We start from the raw sequence: 18611 nt of genomic DNA, 5'->3' as shown, positions 1-18611 counted from the left end.
GACGCTAAGCCGGCAGTACGGCGATTTTCAACCGATTTGTTACCGCCACCAAAGCAAGAAATATTCTCATCGGAACAGACCACCACCCCATGCTGCTCAATGATGAGCATATCTAGCACATCACAATAAAAGAACTATCTTATCAATTTTTAAGAATTATCTTGTAAATGTAACTGCCAATTCTGGCTAAAAATCGATATTTTATAAAAATAGCTTCTGCCAATTTTTCCAGCACATGCAATGCGGTGCAGTGCAGTGCAGTGCAGTGCAGTGCAGTGCAGTGCAGTGAGCGACACTGCCACCATCAATATAAAATTACTATTGAATTTGCCAAAAACCATTCTAAGATAAAATAATTAGACTACTTAAAAAAGTCGCCACATCCTAAAATACTGACCAGCTAAAACAGGAAGCCAAACATGACACCCTTCACACACAAGCAAAGCATAATAAAAATTTACAATTCCATATTAACCATTCTTTTCTATACCACCATCAGCACCAATATGGCCCATGCCGACACTTCCGCCTATCCCAACTGCGATCGCAGTGCCGCCAGCAATATCTATTTCAACCTACCAGCCAGCATTAATATTGCAACCATACCAGCCAATGCACCAACCATTACACCAGCAACCAACTGGTTCACCCAAAGCGCATTATCATTTACCGGCTGCAGAACCACACCAAGCACCAATATATATTACACTTTTTACAATCATAACAGCACTAGCCCACCGCAACCCTATACTGAAGATGGGCTGACGTATTTTATTTACCCCCTTGGCAATGGAATTGGGATAGTCACCTCCGTACAAAACCTAGAAACGGGTACCGGCCCAACTTCCTTACAATACTATGCTGGTAGCACCTTTGCCACCTTTAACAAACTACCGATCATACAAAGTGGCAATTTTAGCACCATATTTCGTTACCGCCTTGTCCGGTACAGCAACAGCACAAACAGTGGCACATTCTCAATCCCTCAAAGACTTTTTATTAGGCAAGCCGATTGGCAATATTCCTCATCGCAAGGCTGGACCTATCATACTCAAGATATTACATTATCTGCAATGACAATTAATATACAAACCAAAAGTTGCAGTGTAAATACCAGCAATATTGCCGTTCAACTCCCAGCCATTTTACCAACATCACTTCCAAGCGTTGGCTCAACAACTGGCACAACACCATTTAACATAGCAATCAATTGCCCCAGTCCTGTCAATGTATATATGACCATCACGGATAACAGCGCACCGCTCTCCACATCAGATACTCTTTCTGCCACAAGCAATTCCTCTGCCCAAGGCATTGGCATTCAAATCCGGCGAAATGGCCTACCCATTTGGCTTGGGCCTGACAACAGCATGGCAGGAAATACAAATCAGTTTCTTGTTGGAAATAACACATCTGGCAATCTGACTATTCCATTTACCGCCAATTATATTCGTACATCAGCCATTAATGTTGGCAAAATCAATGCCATCGCCACTTTCACATTTTCCTACCAATAGTGGTGACAACCGATATCCTGCTACTGGTGACATGCTATAGCAGAATGCAGTAGGGGCCTGTATAGGCCCCTGCTTGCGAATAACTATCGAATTACATCAGACTTGTTCAGCACCGCTTCCACCACCAACTGGTATCCGGTTTGGCATTGCCAGACGGTAATTCGGTATTGGCTATCAGTGTGGTTTGCCAGCAATTGGCTACCACCATTTTATTGGTGCTCAGCCCGCTGAATAGCCCATTCTTTGCTCATTCGAAAATGGATTTGGGCTATATCAGCGTATTTCTCAACGGGCTTTTCGATATATGGTGGACACAGAAGAAAGTCCCTATTTTTGGTGAATACTGGATATAATCATCAATTCCACATTAATAATTCAGAAATTTCTGAAATACAAAATAAAAAATATCTCTTATGTTAAGCATGTAAACCTGCACCGATTTAACAGGACAAGTACTATTCAATGAAAGCTAGCACATGGAAAAATATTTCATCTGCCATACCATTTTGAATTTCTTTAAAAATATCATTAAAATTAGCCATGAAAATACAAATGGCATAAAAACACAATCGCACATTAGAAATAAATACTTCTTAATCATCTTACTATCACTTGCCTCACAAGCAAGTTATGCAATCTGCACTGTATCCACCACAAATGGATTAAGCTATTACACATTCAATGTTGCAGGCATAAATCCACCATCATTCAATCCAACGGACTATACCGTAGGGCAGAGTATCTACCAAGGCAGCGGGACTGTAAGCATTAGCAACTACAAGGGAAGCGGTTCACCAACCATCAGTTGCACAGAATCTACCTGGAGTTGGGATGTGGCCCCGCAGCTCCCGGTAGTCAATGGCATATTTCCAACATCAGTGGCCGGATTAGGCTTGAAAATATCCTCCACAACTGGAGTGTGGCCGCTGCTATCGCTAAGCAAAAGCAGTACTTTTGCAAGCAACTACAATATTACTGTTGAGTTGATAAAAACTGGGGAAATCACTGCCAATGGCACATTGAGCAATGTATTAGGTGAATACCGTATTCAGCCAAGCAAGCAATTGGTTGCACAGGTGTTATGGGCTAGCCCGGTATTGATTCAAGCCAAGGTACCTACTTGTGCAGTCAACACTTCTAACATCACCGTGTCCTTATTGAATCCATCAACCTCAACCTTCAGGGGTATTGGCTACACCTTTGGCAATCGGCCTTTCCAGATTGGCCTGACATGCACTGGAGGCAGCCTCAATACCAGCACCAATACCTATATCACCTTTACCGATGCCAACCAGCCGGGAAATATCTCTTCCACACTATCACTGGCGAGTGGCAGCGGGGCGGCAAGTGGCTTGGGACTGCAGATACTCAATAACGGCACACCAATTGGCTATGGGCCGGACTCCAATGCTGCAGGCAATACCAATCAATGGAAAGTAGCCAATATTGCCCAAGGCGTTAGCAGCTATGTCATCCCGCTGAGCGTGCGCTATATCCAGACCGGCGGCACCGTCACCCCAGGTTTGGTAACCGGACGTGCCACCTTCACCATGAGCTATCAGTAAGCGGCGTGATTTCCTGCCCGTTGCAAAACAGTTGCAATACCGTTCCGTACACAATGTCAAAGAGCCTCTCACGGGCCTCTCTTTAGTGGATAACTAGCAGACTGCATCAAACCTGTTCAGCGCCGCTTCCACCACCAGCTGGTATCCGGTTTTACATTACCGGGCGGTAATTCGGTATTGGCTATCAGTGTGGTTTGCCAGCCATTGTCGGCCAGCAGCCGGATGGCATCGGCATGGTGGCGCAGGAACAGTGCCTTGAAGCTGCCATCCCGCTCGGCCATTTTCAGACCTTGCAGCACGCGCTTGGCCAGGGGCGTATTTTCCTTGCTGACCCAGAAATACACCGGGAAGGGAAAATAGATGGCCTTGGTTTTTTCCAGGGTCAGACCAGGAAAACGCGGCAACTGCTCCTTCATTTCACTGCCCACCTCGTTCAACCCGCGCGGGAAGGCATCGAAACGCCCGGCGGCCAGCATCTCGAACAGGCTTTCGTAGCCGATGGATGCCAGCACTTCGTAACCGTTGTTTTTCATGATGGGGTAATCAGCCCACTGGCTGTTGAGGCCCAGTCGGACTCCAGCTCGGAATTGCTGTGGGGTCATGCCCTTGAAGATGGGCAGATCGTCCTTGCGCACAAAAAACACCCGGTAGCCGATGATGCCCTTGAGGATGTCCATGCGCACCGGCTGCAGCAGCCGCTCGCGCTGTGCATTCGGGGCAAAGGCCACCACATCCACCTTGCCTGAGCTCAACAGCTGTTCGGCACGCCATTGCGTGACCTTTTCGTTCAGCGGCACCAGTTCGTAGTGACGATGATCCAGCTTTTCCACATGATCCAGTGCCAATTGGAGCAAGGCCCAGCGATAAGCGTATATGCTGCCGCCAGGGTAATAACGGATTACCTGATCTGCCGCCTGCGCATGTGCCAGCCCAGGCAGACAGAGCAGCGCCAACAGCCGGACGCGCCACGGGTGCCGGCAAGAGAAGGGCTTGAAAATACTGGATGATGGCATGAGTCCCGTCCTGTGCTGCCTTAGCTTACGCAGACAGTATGAAAGTTCATCGATGTCTGCATCCACGGCAATCTCTCGCCCAGCATACTGCAGCTCGCGGGAATGACAAGTTTTGTTACTTGGCGGGCATGCTGGGGCAAAAGCACGGAGGGGAAGAGTGGCCGGGCAGGACAAGACCGGGATGCGCAGTCAGCTTGCTGCGCATCCCGCCTGTCAATGCTGTTCCACCGGCGATGTCAGCGCCTGGACAGCCCGCCGTGCCGCCGGGCGCAAGTCTTGCGCCTCGCCCTGTTGCACAGCCAGGGCCAGCCGCTGGCGCATGGCCGGGGCCCAGAAGCGTTGCAGATGGCTGGCGATTTCTGCCGCGGCCTCCTCCTCGCTGCAATCGGCGCTGAAAAAGTCGCTGATCTGATTGGCCATCTTCACCAGGTGTGACGGGTTCATTGCACCTCCTCCCCACGGCCTTGCCGCAGCAGTTCCTGTTGCTGACGGCTGAAATGGCGGTAGCGTTGCTGCCATTCCGACGGCTGGTTGACCTTGATGATTTCCACCGCTGTCACCTTGTATTCCGGGCAGTTGGTGGCCCAGTCGGAATTATCCGTGGTGATGACATTGGCCCCGGATTCCGGGAAGTGGAAGGTGGTGTACACCACCCCGGCCGCCACCCGTTCGCTTACCTTGGCGCGCAGTACGGTCTGGCCGGCGCGGCTGGCCACGCCCACCCAGTCGCCATCGACAATGCCACGGTTCTCGGCATCGGCAGGGTGAATTTCCAGCCGGTCTTCCTCGTGCCAGGCCACGTTGTCGGTGCGGCGGGTTTGCGCGCCGACATTGTACTGGCTGAGGATACGCCCGGTGGTGAGCAACAGCGGGAAGCGGCTGTTGACGCGCTCTTCGGTCGGCACGTAGCGGGTGATCATGAAGCGGCCCTTGCCACGGACGAATTCGCCGATATGCATGGTGACCGTGCCATCCGGCGCTGCCGCATTGCATGGCCATTGCAGGCTGCCGTGGCGCTCCAGTGCGGCATAGCTGACGCCATGGAAAGTGGGCGTCAGGCGGGCGATTTCATCCATGATTTCCGACGGGTGGCGGTAGTCCATGGCATAACCCAAGGCCTGGGCCAGCGCCACGGTGACTTCCCAGTCGGCCTTGCCGCCCAGCGGGTCCATCACCTTGCGCACGCGCGAGATGCGGCGTTCGGCATTGGTAAAGGTGCCGTCCTTTTCCAGGAAAGAGCTACCCGGCAAGAATACATGGGCGAACTTGGCGGTTTCATTCAGGAAAATATCCTGCACTACCACGCACTCCATGGCCGACAGCGCGGCGGTGACATGCTGGGTGTTGGGGTCGCTCTGCGCAATGTCCTCGCCCTGGCAGTACAGCGCCTTGAAGCTGCCATCCAGCGCGGCTTCGAACATATTGGGAATGCGCAGGCCGGGTTCGTTATGCAGCGACACGCCCCAGGCCTGTTCGAATTCGGCGCGCACCACGTCGTCCGACACATGGCGGTAGCCGGGGAATTCGTGCGGGAAGCTGCCCATGTCGCAGGAGCCTTGCACATTGTTCTGGCCGCGCAGCGGGTTCACCCCCACGCCTTCGCGGCCGATATTGCCGGTGGCCATGGCCAGGTTGGCAATCGCCATTACCGAAGTGCTGCCCTGGCTGTGTTCGGTCACCCCCAGGCCGTAATAGATGGCGGCATTGCCGGCGCTGGCATACAGCCGGGCGGCGGCGCGGATGTCGTCCGCCGCCACGCCGCACACTGCGGCCATGGCTTCCGGCGCGTGTTCCGGCTGGGCGACAAAGTGCCGCCAGTGGCCAAAGGCTTCGCTGTCGCAACGGGCTGCGACAAAGTCCTCGTCCAGCAGCCCTTCGGTGACGATGACATGGGCCAAGGCATTGAGCATGGCCACATTGGTGCCGGGGCGCAGCGCCAGATGATGGGCAGCGCGGGCGTGGATGGCGTCCACCAGGTCGATACGGCGCGGGTCGATGACAATCAGCTGCGCGCCTTGGCGCAGGCGGCGCTTGAGCTGGGAGGCAAATACCGGATGGGCATCGCTGGGGTTGGCACCAATCACCAGCACCACATCGGCCTGCATCACCGAGTCGAAGCTCTGGGTACCGGCAGATTCACCCAGTGTCTGTTTCAGGCCATAGCCGGTGGGCGAATGGCAGACGCGGGCGCAGGTATCGACGTTGTTATTGCCAAAGGCGGCACGCACCAGCTTTTGCACCAGATAGGTTTCTTCATTGGTGCAGCGGCTGGAGGTGATGCCGCCCACCGCGTCACGGCCATATTTTTGCTGGATGCGGCGGAATTCGCTGGCGGCATGGTTCAGCGCCTCTTCCCAGCTGACTTCCTGCCACGGCTCGTCGATGCTGCTGCGAATCATCGGCTTGGTGATGCGGTCCGGGTGGGTGGCATAGCCCCAGGCAAAGCGACCCTTGACGCAGGAGTGGCCATGGTTGGCCTGGCCATTCTTGTCCGGCACCATGCGCACCAGCTGGTTCCCCTTGAGTTCGGCACGGAAGGAGCAGCCCACGCCGCAATAGGCGCAGGTGGTGATGACGCTGCGCTCCGGCTGGCCCCACTGGATGACGCTCTTTTCCATCAGCGTGGCGGTGGGGCAGGCCTGCACGCAGGCCCCGCAGGACACACATTCCGAACCGAGAAAATCCGCCCCGCCCGCCGGACTGACACGGGAATCGAAACCGCGTCCGGCAATGGTCAGCGCAAAAGTACCCTGGGTTTCTTCACAGGCGCGCACGCAACGGTTGCACACGATGCACTTGGACGGGTCGTAATCGAAATACGGGTTGGAAACGTCTTTCTTGTCCTGCAGATGGTTGGCACCGTCCATGCCATAGCGCACTTCGCGCAGGCCCACCTGCCCGGCCACGGTTTGCAGCTCGCAATTGCCATTGGCACTGCAGGTAAGGCAATCGAGCGGATGGTCGGAGATATACAGCTCCATCACGCCCCGGCGCAGTTTGGCCAGCTTGTCGCTCTGGGTGCGCACCACCATGCCGGGCGATACCGGGGTGGTACAGGAGGCCGGATAGCCGCGATGACCGTCGATTTCCACCATGCACATGCGGCAGGAGCCAAACGGCTCCAGGCTGTCGGTGGCGCACAGCTTGGGAATGGCGGTGTCCAGCAGCGCCGCCGCGTGCATGACAGAAGTACCCGGCGGCACGCTGATGTTCTGGCCGTCGATGGTAAGGGTGATGCTGGCCTCGCCGGCGCGTGCCGGCGTGCCCATATCCTTGTTGCAGGATGCACCTGCTCCGCATTGGCAGCTCATTGTGCTTGCTCCTGAGTGTCCAGCCCGAAATCGGCCGGGAAATGACGCATGGCACTTTGTACCGGGAAGGGGGTCATGCCGCCCAGCGCGCACAAGGAACCGTATTGCATGGTGTCGCACAGCTCATCCAGCAGCGCGCGCTGGCGTTGCCGCTCGGCGCTATCCGGTGCCGCCAGCAGACGCTCGATGACTTCCACCCCGCGGGTGGAGCCAATGCGGCAGGGCGTGCATTTGCCGCAGGATTCCTCGGCACAGAACTGCATGGCAAAGCGTGCCATCTGCCCCAGGTGCAGGCTGTCATCGCACAGCACCGCGCCACCGTGGCCCAGCATGGCACCAATGGCGGCCAGCGCTTCGTAATCCAGCGGGGTATCAAACTGCGACGGTGGAATCCACGCACCCAAGGGGCCGCCCAGTTGCACGGCTTTCACCGGCTTGCCGCTGGCGGTACCGCCGCCGTAATCGAACACCAGTTCGCGCAAGGTCAGACCGAACGCGCGCTCCACCAGCCCGCCACGGCGTACATTGCCCGCCAGCTGGAAGGCCATGGTACCCAGCGAGCGGCCCATGCCGAAATTGCGATACCAGCTGGCCCCGCGCGACAGAATCAGCGGTACAGAAGCCAGCGACAGCACGTTATGTACCAGGGTGGGCTGGCCGAACAGGCCGTGCAAGGCCGGTAGTGGCGGCTTGGCGCGCACCGTGCCACGGCGGCCTTCGACTGACTCCAGCAGCGAGGTTTCCTCGCCGCAGATATAAGCCCCGGCCCCTTCGCGTACTTCGATATCAAATTCATGGCCGCCGTGGGCCACATCCTCACCCAGATAACCATGGGCGCGGGCAATGTCGATGGCCTGACGCAGCACGGCAATGGCCGGCGCGTATTCGGAGCGCACATAGATATAGCCACGGCTGGCACCCACCGCCAGCCCGGCAATGGTCATGCCTTCAATCAGCAGGAAGGGGTCGCCCTCCATCAGCATGCGGTCGGCAAAGCTGCCGGAATCGCCCTCGTCGGCATTGCACACCACGTATTTCTGTTCGGCCTGCGCCTGACGCACGGTGCGCCACTTGATACCCGCCGGGAAGGCTGCGCCACCACGGCCACGCAAGCCGGATTCCAGCACCTCGGCCACGATTTCGTCGTGACTCAGCCGCGCCGCGTGCTCCAGCCCCTGATAACCGCCGTGAGCCAGGTAATGTTCCAGCGACAGCGGGCTGGTAATGCCGGCGCGGGCAAACAGCAGGCGCTGCTGGGTTTTCAGATAGGGCAGCTGTTCCACCAGCCCCACCGACAACAAATGATCGCCATTGGCGACCAGGTCCACATCCAGCAGGCTGGCCACGTCATCCGGGCTGACTTCACGGTAACCGGCGCGGCCTTGCGGGGTGTCCACCTCCACCAGCGGCTCCAGCCAGAACAGGCCGCGCGAGCTGGTGCGCACGATATCGATGTCCAGATTGCGGCGTGCCGCCTCGGCGGCGAACGCTGCCGCCACGGCATCCGCACCCACGGCGCAGGCTACCGAATCCATCGGGATATACAGGGTCAGCATTTTGCCTCCTTGCTACAGGATGCCAGCAGGGCGCTGAGTTTTTCCGGCGTGACGCGCGCGTGCAGCTGGCCATCCAGCTGCAAGGCCGGGGCACAGGCACAGGCCCCCAGGCAGTACACCGGGCGCAACTCAAGCTGGCCGTCCGCCGTGTGGCCGTGGTCGTCCACCCCCAGTTGCGTGCGCAACTGGGCGGCCAGCGCCTCGGAGCCCATGCTCTGGCAGGCTTCGGCACGGCACAGGCGCAGGCTGTGCGCGGCAGGCGGGGAGGTACGGAAATCGTGATAGAAGCCGATGACGCCATGCACCTCGGCCTGACTCTGGTTCATGGCACGGGCAATGGCCGGGATGGCATCGGCCGGAATATGGCCCAGTGCATCCTGTACGGCATGCAATAGCGGCAGCAGGCCGCCGGGCAGGTCCCGGTATTGCTGCAGCAGTTGCTGGAGTGTCTCTTGTTGTTGTGCGTTCATGCTTGCGGTCCTGCGCGTGAGCCTTGCTTGAAAACATGCTGTTTGACTGCCAGACGGCAAGATTGCGCCGTCTGGCAGCGCACTGCAATGCCCAATTGGCGTTAGCTGCCAGTCGGGCATGTACTCCTTGATGGTGAACTCAGTGTCAGGCGGCGCGCAGCAGTTGCAGATGCGGGTCAATGACGAATTTCTTCGGTGCTCCGCCATCGAAAGCCGCATAGCCCTGCGGGGCCTGATCCAGCGTGATCAGCTCCACGCCCACCACTTCGGCAATATTGATGCGGTCCCACAAAATGGCCTGCATCAGCGCACGGTTGTACTTCATCACCGGGGTCTGGCCGGTGAAGAAGGCGTGGGATTTGGCCCAGCCCAGCCCTAGCCGCACCGACAGGCTGCCCTTGCGCGCCGCTTCGTCCTTGGCACCCGGATCGTCAGTCACATACAGGCCGGGAATGCCGATGCGCCCTGCTTCGCGGGTGACTTCCATCAAGGAATTGAGCACGGTGGCCGGGGCTTCCTGCTGCGAACCGGCATGGCCGTGGCCACGCGCCTCGAAGCCGACAGCGTCAATGGCGCAATCCACTTCCGGCACGCCCAGAATGGCGGCAATCTGCTCGGCCAGTGTGGCATCCTGCGACAGGTCGGCAGTTTCAAAGCCCACCGCCCGCGCATGCACCAGCCGCGCCGGGTTCACATCCCCCACGATCACCACCGCCGCACCCAGCAAGCGGGCGGACGCTGCTGCCGCGAGACCCACCGGCCCGGCGCCAGCCACATACACCGTACTGCCGGGGCCAACCCCGGCGGAAACGGCACCGTGATAACCGGTGGGCAGGATGTCGGACAGGCAGGTGAGATCGCGGATCTTGGCCATGGCCTGATCGCGGTCGGGGAATTTCAGCAGGTTGAAGTCGGCATAAGGCACCATCACGTATTCCGCCTGCCCGCCCACCCAGCCGCCCATGTCGACATAGCCATAAGCGCCACCGGCACGGGCCGGGTTCACCGACAGGCACACGCCGGTGTGCTGTTCCTTGCAGCAGCGGCAGCGACCGCACGCCACATTGAACGGCACCGACACGATGTCGCCCTTTTTCAGGGTTTCCACATCGCTGCCCAGCTCGATGACCTCGCCGGTGATTTCATGCCCCAGCACCAGGCCGGAAGGCGCGGTGGTGCGGCCACGCACCATGTGCTGGTCCGAGCCACAGATATTGGTGCTGAGTACTTTCAGGATGACCCCATGGCCCAGCTTGCGGCCCTGGGGGGATACCAGTTCGGGAAAGGGAATGGACTGCACTTCTACCTTGCCTGGCCCTACATAAACTACACCGCGGTTACCCGTCATTGTTGTCTCCTCACTGCAACTGCATCGGAGCGCGCCCCGCTCCGGGGGGAGCCTGCGCCAGCCATGGCTGGCGGCCCACCCCAAGATAAGGGAGTGGCGGGTGGGCAACTTGAACAAATGCGACAGCTTTGCGGTGGATAACGTCTGTTGGCTGTTCGCCCGGTGGATAAAAAAACCTGTGTAATCATGGGGTTTTATGTACAGAACCGGCAGCACTGACATCCGCTCACGTGGATGATGTTTTGCATTGCCGCTTCCGCGCGCCGGGCGGGATGCGTGTTTGCTTGGCGACGTTATTGGCGCCAGCACGTAGGGCGGAAGCCCCAGCCTTACCGGGGCGTTCCGCCGTCATGCGGACCATCCCTGCACACAACAAAAAATCAATTGTTCGGACTGTGGGAATCCGCTGCGCGGATAATGTTTTGCATTGCCGCTTCCGCGCGGCGGACGGGAAAGAGGGCTTGCCTGGCCAAGCCCTCCTTCACCTCCAAGGCCACCCCACAAGCATGGCCTGCGGCTGCCCGACAGGCACCGTCCGGAGCGAGGCGCGCCTGAACTCGCGATTTGCTAACGTCAAATCGCTCAGACATTGCAGGCGCTTAAGACCTCGCCCCGGCCACCCGTCGGCATGCTTGACGGGGCCCTTGGGCGCGTTGGTGCGGTGCTTATCTGATCAGTAACACCTGTCGGAGCTGGCCCAGTCCCGTCAGCGCGAGCCGACGCAGACGTGCTGCCCAAGGTTTTAAGCGGCTGCATGTTTGAGCACCGTGACGGTAGCACGGTGCGAGTTCAGCCGCGCCTTGGGCAGGATGGCTGGGGCGGGAATTCGACGCGCTGCGGGTCGCCTTTTCTTTGGGTACTTTCTTTTGGCGAAGCAAAAGTAAAGTACCTCGACGGCGGGGCGAGACCCGCGAAGTTGATTTTGCTGTTGGTTTTGTTGGTTTTAAGGTGGTGAGCACCAAGCCAAGTATCCGCTCACGCGGATGATGATTTACATGCCGCTTCCGCGCGGCGGACGGGAAAGAGGGCTTGCCTGGCCAAGCCCTCCTTCACCTCCAAGGCCACCCCACAAGCATGGCCTGCGGCTGCCCGACAGGGCCCGACCGGTGCGAGGCGCGCCTGAACTCGCGATTTGCTAACGTCAAATCGCTCAGACATTGCAGGCGCTTAACACCTCGCCCCGGCCACCTGTCGGCATGCTTGACGGGGCCAAGGGTGGCGTCGGTGCGGTGGGAATCCAGCGGATAAGACGATTCCGGATGCTATCAAAATGATTTCTACTTACGACCCATAGAAGCCATTGATACCAACGTTCTCTCACAGGCTGCTTTGGAAGTTGAGCCGCCTTTCGAACTTCAAATGGCCACTGGCGGATTTCGAACAAGGGTGTAGTGAAGTTCATACTGCGCGGTATAGTGCCTAAACCACTCATGCTTGGCTCTAGAGTGATCATCGGTCGCAGGGTTGTTGTCGAGAGCCTTGTTGACTGCGGCAACTTTCGCATCGATTAATGCTTTGAAACTGATCGGCCCAGGAGTCCCCAATGCTTCCGGCGGAAGCATGATGTGAAAAGGCATTGCTGCTTTATGATCCAATATGTGGACATGGTCGAAACCGTCAAAGTCTGTCCGCAAAAAACCCCGAATAAACTCTTCACACCCTTGTGCATTTCCTCCCACCTGTAATGACTTTGCGACCGCATCTCTAGCCAACACAATGCGGGGATAGGTCGCAGCTTTACTTTCTAGCTGATACGCCTCAACTAACGCAGGACCGTAAACAAAATTCCCTTTGTGGCGTAAATCACCTACTGCTATCCCACCGCGAGATAACACTCCCTTGTGAAGCAAATGTAAGGTTATGGAACTCGCAAACTGTATCAATTCCGCTAACTCGTACCCATGACGAAACGGCAACGATACAGCCATGTTGTCTGAAAACGCGGAGACTTCATAATTGGATTGATGCTGGCCGCAGGTGATCTCCAGGGCCTCTTCGATCAAATCTTGTCGGTTTTCATTTATTAGGCGTTTAAATCCCAGCACGTCTAAAAAAAGCACTGCTCGTTGCTCGTAGTTAGCTGCCATTCATGCCTCCTCTGGCTACCGATTGTGACTATTTCCCGCTCATATTACTGACCTACCCCCGGCTAAATATTTAGCGAAGATCCCTATAGGTGCAACAGCTGCTGTTTGAATGAAGCTGTCATCTAAGAGTGTGCGTTCAATTGAGCTGTGATTGGCAGCTCTTGGCCGACACCAGTCATGCTAGCACGTTGGCATGGAGAAAATCTTGACCTGTATTGGTGACGGTCCAGACAGTGTTCCGTTATCGCAAGACCGTACCAACGAAATCTGCTCCCGTCAGCGCGAGCCGACACAGACGTGCCGCTCAGGGTCTTAAGCGGTCGGCTGTCCGCAGCGGCGCGACGCTAGCGCGCCGCAAGTTCCGGCCGCGCCCTGGGCGGTGCGGCTGGGGCGGGAATTCGACGCGCTGCGGGTCGCCTTTTCTTTGGGTACTTTCTTTTGGCGAAGCAAAAGTAAAGTACCTCGACGGCGGGGCGAGACCCGCGAAGTTGTTTTTGTCTTTGATTTTCAAGTTGTTTTTTAAGTCATCAACACAAGAAGTGTCACTGATGTTCTCGCACACCCGTCCAGCATGTTTCCGGTCTATATAGGCGAAGCAAAAGCAAAGTACCTCGATAGTGTGGCGAAACAGACGATTTGGTTTTGCTGCTGGTTTTTCGTTTGAAGGCGTAGGGTAGAAATCCGCTGCGCGGATGATGATTTGCATGCCGCTTCCGCGCGGCGGACGGGAAAGGGATCTTTGCTTGGCCAAAGATCCCCACTACGGGAAAAGCTAGCCGCATCGTATGGCCTGCGGCTGCCCGACAGGTCCCGACCGGTGCGAGGCGCGCCTGAACTCGCGATTTGCTAACGTCAAATCGCTCAGACATTGCAGGCGCTTAACACCTCGCCCCGGCCACCTGGCGGCATGCTTGACGGGGCCGGTGGGCGCGTTGGTGCGTTGGTTTTCTGATTAACAACTCCTGTCGGAGCTGGCCCAGTCCCGTCAGCGCGAGCCGACACAGACGTGCCGCTCAGGGTCTTAAGCGGTTGGCTGTCCGCAGCGGCGCGACGCTAGCGCGCCGCAAGTTCCGGCCGCGCCCTGAGCGGTGCGGCTGGGGCGGGAATTCGACGCGCTGCGGGTCGCCTTTTCTTTGGGTACTTTCTTTTGGCGAAGCAAAAGTAAAGTACCTCGACGGCGGGGCGAGACCCGCGAAGTAGCTTTTGTTGTTGGTTTTGCTCTTGGTTTTACGCTGTTGAAAACAGGACGAGTGAGCTATACGCCAGCCTCCCCAGCAAAAAGCCCCGGCCGGGGCCGGGGCTTTCAAAGGTGCGCTACCGATTAAATCAGTGGCCCAGTGCCTTGTTCACTGCCGCCAGGCCCGGCTTGCCATCCAGCGTGGTGACACCGGCCAGCCAGCTCTTGAGGATGTCCGGGTTTTTCTTCAGGTAGTCACGCGCAGCGGTTTCCGGCTTTACCTTGTCCATGATCGGGCCCATCACGCGGTTTTCGATGGTGGTGGTGAAGCGCAGGTTATGCAGCAGCTTGCCCACATTGGGACAGCGGGTTTCGTAATCCGGACTGATGGCGGTGAATACCTTGGCTTCGCCCAGGTTGGGGCCGAATACATCGTCGCCGCCGGTCAGGTAGGCCATCTTGTATTTCACGTTCATCGGGTGCGGTTCCCAGCCCAGGAACACGATCCACTTTTTCTGGCGGATGGAGCGTTCCACCTCGGCCAGCATGCCGGCCTCACTGGATTCCACCATCTTGAAACCGGCCAGGTTGAACTGGTTTTTCTTGATCATGCCGTCAATCAGCAGATTGCCGTCATTACCCGGCTCGATGCCGTAGATCTTGCCATCCAGCTTGTCCTTGAACTTGGCAATGTCCTTGAAATCCTTCAGGCCACCGGCAGCCACGTAATCCGGCACGGCCAGCGTGTACTTGGCACCCACCAGGTTGGGGGTGTCCAATACCTTGATCTGGCCGGCCTTGACGAAGGGCTCGATCACCGGGGTCATGGACGGGTTCCAGTAACCCAGAAACACGTCGATCTGCTTGCTCTTGATGCCGGAAAAGGTGATGGGCACCGAGGCGATGGTGGTGGTCGGCTTGTAGCCCAGCCCTTCCAGTACCACGCTGGCCATGCCGGTGGTGGCGGCGATGTCGGTCCAGCCTACATCGGCGAAACGGACATTGCGGCATTGCGCCGGGTCATTGGCCAGTGCACTGCCACAGGCAGCCAGCAATACCGTGCCCAGCATCAGCTTGCGAATTTTCATTACACCACTCCCGTATAAATATTTTGGTGAAGCCATCGACAGGATTGCCGCGCCGTGCCGTAGGCAGAACGGCCATGAATGTGTGGATAACCAGGATCTGACACATGGCAAGAGTGCCATGAAGCCGTAACAGGACTTGCGCCAGCACGACCGCGACTTGCGAGAAAACGCCGTGGAAAAAAAGCCAGCACTGCAAGGAGTAACAGTACTGGCCGACATGGCCGGCTGCCGGTTTTGCCGCCCGGCAGCCACCAGGCTCAGGCGATGACGGCAGAATCAACCAGATACTGCTGGCGCTCACGGCTGGGCGGATAGCCGAACAGGCCGCGGTAGGACTTGGAAAAGTGCGATGAGGACAGGAAACCACAGGCCACGGTGACTTCCATCACGCTCATATTGGTTTGCAGCAGCAATTCGCGCGCGCGGCGCAGGCGCAGGTCCAGGTAGTACTGCGCCGGGGTGGTATTCAGATACCGCTTGAACAGCCGCTCCAGATGGCGCAGGGACACGCCCAGTTCGTCCGCCAGATTCTCCAGCGAGCGCGGGTTTTCGATATTGCTTTCCATCGACAGCGCGGCGTCCACCAGCGTTTCGTGGCCGGTGCCAATACGGGCCAGCAACGGGATGTGCTGCCGGTCGCCATTGTCGCGCAGGCGGTCGACGATGAACTGCTCGGACACATCCGCCGCCAGGCTCTTGCCGCCCTTGTGACGGATCAGGTGGCACATGAAGTCCAGCGGTGCCGTGCCGCCACTACAGGTAAAGCGGTCACGGTCCAGCACGAACAGGTCCGACGTAAACTTGGTCTTGGGGAATTCCTCGCTGATGGACAGCAGGTTTTCCCAGTGGATGGCACAGCGGTAGCCATTGAGCACCCCGGCCTTGGCCAGCGCGAAGGTACCGGTACAGATGGCACCCAGCGGCACGCCCTGGGCAGCAAAGCGGCGGATGATGGACAACACCTTGTCGTCCACGGCATCCCGTACCTGCCAGCCGCCACAGACAATCAGCATGTCGTATTGCTGCGGGGCTTCGGGGGAGGTGATGGGCGACAGTTCCAGCCCGTTACTGGCGGCCACCGGTTGGCCATCGGCCGACAGCAGGCTCCAGCGGTAGAGTTTTTTGCGCGACAGGTAATTGGCCATGCGCAGCGGTTCCACGGCGTTGGAAAACGCGATCATGGAAAACTTGTCCAGCAGCAGGAAACCAATATGCGACAACGATGCGATTTGTTGCGGACCCATGGTGACCTCGGTAGGTGATGTGTGATGGATGGTTTTTGTGTTGTCTTGCATCGGCCGGATGATGGTTGCCATCCGGCCTGCGGATACCGGCAGGGTCTAGCTGCCCTGCTCTGCCGCACGCGTGGTGGGCGTGTGGCCAAAACTCTCGGTGATACGGTCCAGAATGATGGCCAGCAGCACCACCGCCAGGCCGCTTTCAAAGCCCAGGCCCACATCCAGACGCTGGATACTGGCCAGTACATCGTTACCCAGACCACCCGCCCCCACCATGGAAGCAATGATCACCATCGACAGCGCCATCATGATGGTCTGGTTGACCCCGGCCATGATGGACGGCAGCGCGATGGGCAGCTGCACCTTGAACAACAGCTGCCAGGAGGTACAGCCAAAGGCATTACCCGCCTCTACCTGTTCCTTGTTCACCATGCGGATGCCCAGGCTGGTCAGGCGCACGGCCGGCGGTACGGCAAACACCACGGTGGCCAGAATCCCCGGCACCCGGCCCAGGCCAAAGAACATGGCAGCCGGAATCAGGTAAACAAAGGCCGGCATGGTTTGCATGAAGTCCAGCACCGGGCGCACCAGCATGCCCACCAGCTTGTTGCGCGCACACCAGATGCCCACCGGCACCCCCAACATCAGGCTGACGCAGGTGGCGGACAGGGTCAGCGCCAGGGTGGCGATGGTCTGACCCCAGAAGCCGGTAGCCCAGATCAAGCCCAGCGCGGCACAGACAAACAGGGCAAATTTCCAGCCCAGCCGCCAGAAACCTACACAAGCAAAAATTGCGCCCATTGCCAGTGGCGGAATGCCCAGCAACAGGAATTCCACCATGGTGGCAAACCAGTCGATGGTGTTGCCGATGGCGTCAAAGGCCCCGGCGTTGTGGTCCAGCATGAAATGAATGACCTGATTGACCCAGTCGCCAATCGGCAACATGTCTTGCGTGCTGATATCAGCCATGACGGCGTACTCCTTCGCTGCGGCTCACGCACCATCCCGGCGCTGCGGCCCGGGGATGGTACGGTCTGCCTGTTGTCCGGTTCAGTTGGTGGCGGTGCTTTGCAGGCGGTGCTGGGAAATCTTGCTCAGCACGCTGCTGGGCGTGATCAGGCCCAGGCACTGGCCCTGATCGTCGCGTACCTGCAAGGGTTCGGTCTGGCCCAGCAACTGCTGCAATACATCCGGCAGGCTGCAGGACGGCGGCACATGCAGGCCGGGGCGGCCCGAATGCGGCGGGTTGGCCACTTCGATCAGGTCCTTGGCTTGCAGATAACGCGAGGTATCCACGCTCTTGAAGAAGTTGCGCACGTAATCGTCCGCCGGGTTTTCGATGATTTCCTGCGGCGTGCCCACCTGCACCAGCCGGCCGCCTTCCATGATGGCAATGCGGGTGCCGATGCGCAGCGCCTCTTCCAGATCGTGCGACACAAAGAAGATGGTGCGACGCTGCTCGCGCTGCAGCTTGAGCAGGATGTCCTGCATTTCCGAACGCTTGAGCGGGTCCAGCGCCGAGAAGGCTTCGTCCATCAGCATCAGCGAGGGATTGACCGCCAGCGCCCGCACCAGGCCGACACGCTGCTGCATGCCGCCGGACAGCTCGTGCGGGTATTTGTGGGCAAACGGTGCCAGCCCCACCTGTTCCAGCACTTCCATGCCGCGGGCTTCGCGGCTTTTGCGATCCACGCCAGCAATTTCCAGGCCAAAGGCGGCGTTGTCCAGCACCGAACGGTGCGGCATCAGGGCAAAGCTCTGGAACACCATGCTCATGTCGCGGCGGCGCAAATCCACCAGCTGCTTGTGATTGAGCTTGGTGATGTCCTGCCCGTCCAGGATGATCTGGCCGTCGGTGGGGTCCATCAGGCGGTTGATCAGGCGGATCAGCGTGGATTTACCGGAACCGGACAGGCCCATCAGTACGAAGATTTCACCCTCCTGCACTGAAAACGACACATCGTTCACGCCGACCACACTGCCGGTCTGCTTGAAGATTTCATCTTTATGCGCGCCGGACTTCAGCATGCGCATGACATCCGAGGACTTGCCTCCAAAAACCTTGTAGAGGTTCTTCACCACTATCTTGGCCGACTGCATTGTCTCTTCTCCTTCGTAGCGATCGCACGCTGGACCAATCCTGTCGCCTGCTTCATTCACTGCGCTGTCCGGCAGTGCTGAAATCTTGTGCGGCTGGCTGTCTTCCATCGTGTCCGGTCTGGCAGCCATGCTGCCGGGCCG

General features: G+C 58.0%; 14 protein-coding genes. 2 read left to right on the top strand and 12 right to left on the bottom strand.

Annotated elements, in window-relative coordinates; translation table 11 throughout:
- Positions 1–419 precede the first annotated feature (419 nt).
- Complete coding sequence (locus tag GSR16_RS02615) at positions 420–1517, top strand: fimbrial protein (protein WP_159875016.1); 1098 nt, start codon at positions 420–422, stop codon at positions 1515–1517.
- 476 nt (positions 1518–1993) lie between these two features.
- The gene (locus GSR16_RS02610; protein ID WP_159875015.1) at positions 1994–3082 is read left to right on the top strand and encodes a fimbrial protein; all 1089 of its coding nucleotides are present in this window, start codon (positions 1994–1996) and stop codon (positions 3080–3082) included.
- A 116-nt stretch (positions 3083–3198) separates the two neighbouring features.
- Here the strand turns inward: GSR16_RS02610 and GSR16_RS02605 are convergent, their stop codons facing one another.
- The 12 genes from GSR16_RS02605 to GSR16_RS02550 all read right to left on the bottom strand — a co-directional run bounded on the left by GSR16_RS02605 (position 3199) and on the right by GSR16_RS02550 (position 18470).
- Complete coding sequence (locus GSR16_RS02605) at positions 3199–4095, bottom strand: substrate-binding periplasmic protein (RefSeq protein ID WP_159875014.1); 897 nt, start codon at positions 4093–4095, stop codon at positions 3199–3201.
- 213 nt (positions 4096–4308) lie between these two features.
- Complete coding sequence (locus GSR16_RS02600; RefSeq protein ID WP_159875013.1) at positions 4309–4539, bottom strand: formate dehydrogenase subunit delta; 231 nt, start codon at positions 4537–4539, stop codon at positions 4309–4311.
- Positions 4536–7406, bottom strand: a complete 2871-nt coding sequence (gene fdhF / locus GSR16_RS02595; protein WP_159875012.1) for a formate dehydrogenase subunit alpha — start codon at positions 7404–7406, stop codon at positions 4536–4538. Before fdhF ends, GSR16_RS02600 begins: the two co-directional genes overlap by 4 nt.
- Positions 7403–8962 (bottom strand): NADH-ubiquinone oxidoreductase-F iron-sulfur binding region domain-containing protein, encoded by a 1560-nt coding sequence (locus GSR16_RS02590; RefSeq protein ID WP_159875011.1) that lies wholly within the window; start codon positions 8960–8962, stop codon positions 7403–7405. The genes fdhF and GSR16_RS02590 overlap by 4 nt, the downstream gene beginning before the upstream one ends.
- A complete protein-coding gene (locus GSR16_RS02585; protein ID WP_159875010.1) occupies positions 8956–9432 on the bottom strand; it encodes a formate dehydrogenase subunit gamma in 477 nt (158 codons plus the stop codon). The genes GSR16_RS02590 and GSR16_RS02585 overlap by 7 nt, the downstream gene beginning before the upstream one ends.
- Before the next feature lie 145 nt (positions 9433–9577).
- Positions 9578–10780 carry a formaldehyde dehydrogenase, glutathione-independent gene (gene fdhA / locus GSR16_RS02580; RefSeq protein WP_045848203.1) on the bottom strand — a complete coding sequence of 401 codons (1203 nt, stop codon included), beginning with the start codon at positions 10778–10780 and terminating at the stop codon, positions 9578–9580.
- Positions 10781–12135: 1355 nt separating this feature from the next.
- Positions 12136–12867, bottom strand: coding sequence for a hypothetical protein (locus tag GSR16_RS02575; protein ID WP_159875009.1), 732 nt, complete (start codon positions 12865–12867; stop codon positions 12136–12138).
- Positions 12868–13171: 304 nt separating this feature from the next.
- Positions 13172–13573, bottom strand: coding sequence for a hypothetical protein (locus GSR16_RS02570; protein WP_159875008.1), 402 nt, complete (start codon positions 13571–13573; stop codon positions 13172–13174).
- Between the two features lie 620 nt (positions 13574–14193).
- Positions 14194–15132 (bottom strand): choline ABC transporter substrate-binding protein, encoded by a 939-nt coding sequence (locus GSR16_RS02565; RefSeq protein WP_205677482.1) that lies wholly within the window; start codon positions 15130–15132, stop codon positions 14194–14196.
- Between the two features lie 257 nt (positions 15133–15389).
- Complete coding sequence (locus tag GSR16_RS02560) at positions 15390–16376, bottom strand: GlxA family transcriptional regulator (RefSeq protein WP_159875007.1); 987 nt, start codon at positions 16374–16376, stop codon at positions 15390–15392.
- Positions 16377–16472: 96 nt separating this feature from the next.
- Positions 16473–17339: an ABC transporter permease gene (locus GSR16_RS02555; protein WP_205677481.1), complete on the bottom strand. Its 867-nt coding sequence runs from the start codon at positions 17337–17339 to the stop codon at positions 16473–16475.
- Positions 17340–17420: 81 nt separating this feature from the next.
- Positions 17421–18470 carry a quaternary amine ABC transporter ATP-binding protein gene (locus GSR16_RS02550; protein ID WP_159875006.1) on the bottom strand — a complete coding sequence of 350 codons (1050 nt, stop codon included), beginning with the start codon at positions 18468–18470 and terminating at the stop codon, positions 17421–17423.
- Positions 18471–18611: the final 141 nt, after the last annotated feature.

Source organism: Aquitalea denitrificans, from assembly GCF_009856625.1.
Lineage (GTDB): Bacteria > Pseudomonadota > Gammaproteobacteria > Burkholderiales > Chromobacteriaceae > Aquitalea > Aquitalea denitrificans.
This window is presented reverse-complemented; position numbering and strand designations above follow the sequence as displayed.

Coding starts and splice junctions, on each gene's coding strand:
- GSR16_RS02615 (WP_159875016.1), top strand. CDS start 420: ATGACACCCTTCACACACAAGCAAAGCATAATAAAAATTTACAATTCC.
- GSR16_RS02610 (WP_159875015.1), top strand. CDS start 1,994: ATGGAAAAATATTTCATCTGCCATACCATTTTGAATTTCTTTAAAAAT.
- GSR16_RS02605 (WP_159875014.1), bottom strand. CDS start 4,095: ATGCCATCATCCAGTATTTTCAAGCCCTTCTCTTGCCGGCACCCGTGG.
- GSR16_RS02600 (WP_159875013.1), bottom strand. CDS start 4,539: ATGAACCCGTCACACCTGGTGAAGATGGCCAATCAGATCAGCGACTTT.
- fdhF (WP_159875012.1), bottom strand. CDS start 7,406: ATGAGCTGCCAATGCGGAGCAGGTGCATCCTGCAACAAGGATATGGGC.
- GSR16_RS02590 (WP_159875011.1), bottom strand. CDS start 8,962: ATGCTGACCCTGTATATCCCGATGGATTCGGTAGCCTGCGCCGTGGGT.
- GSR16_RS02585 (WP_159875010.1), bottom strand. CDS start 9,432: ATGAACGCACAACAACAAGAGACACTCCAGCAACTGCTGCAGCAATAC.
- fdhA (WP_045848203.1), bottom strand. CDS start 10,780: ATGACGGGTAACCGCGGTGTAGTTTATGTAGGGCCAGGCAAGGTAGAA.
- GSR16_RS02575 (WP_159875009.1), bottom strand. CDS start 12,867: ATGGCAGCTAACTACGAGCAACGAGCAGTGCTTTTTTTAGACGTGCTG.
- GSR16_RS02570 (WP_159875008.1), bottom strand. CDS start 13,573: ATGCAAATCATCATCCGCGCAGCGGATTTCTACCCTACGCCTTCAAAC.
- GSR16_RS02565 (WP_205677482.1), bottom strand. CDS start 15,132: ATGAAAATTCGCAAGCTGATGCTGGGCACGGTATTGCTGGCTGCCTGT.
- GSR16_RS02560 (WP_159875007.1), bottom strand. CDS start 16,376: ATGGGTCCGCAACAAATCGCATCGTTGTCGCATATTGGTTTCCTGCTG.
- GSR16_RS02555 (WP_205677481.1), bottom strand. CDS start 17,339: ATGGCTGATATCAGCACGCAAGACATGTTGCCGATTGGCGACTGGGTC.
- GSR16_RS02550 (WP_159875006.1), bottom strand. CDS start 18,470: ATGCAGTCGGCCAAGATAGTGGTGAAGAACCTCTACAAGGTTTTTGGA.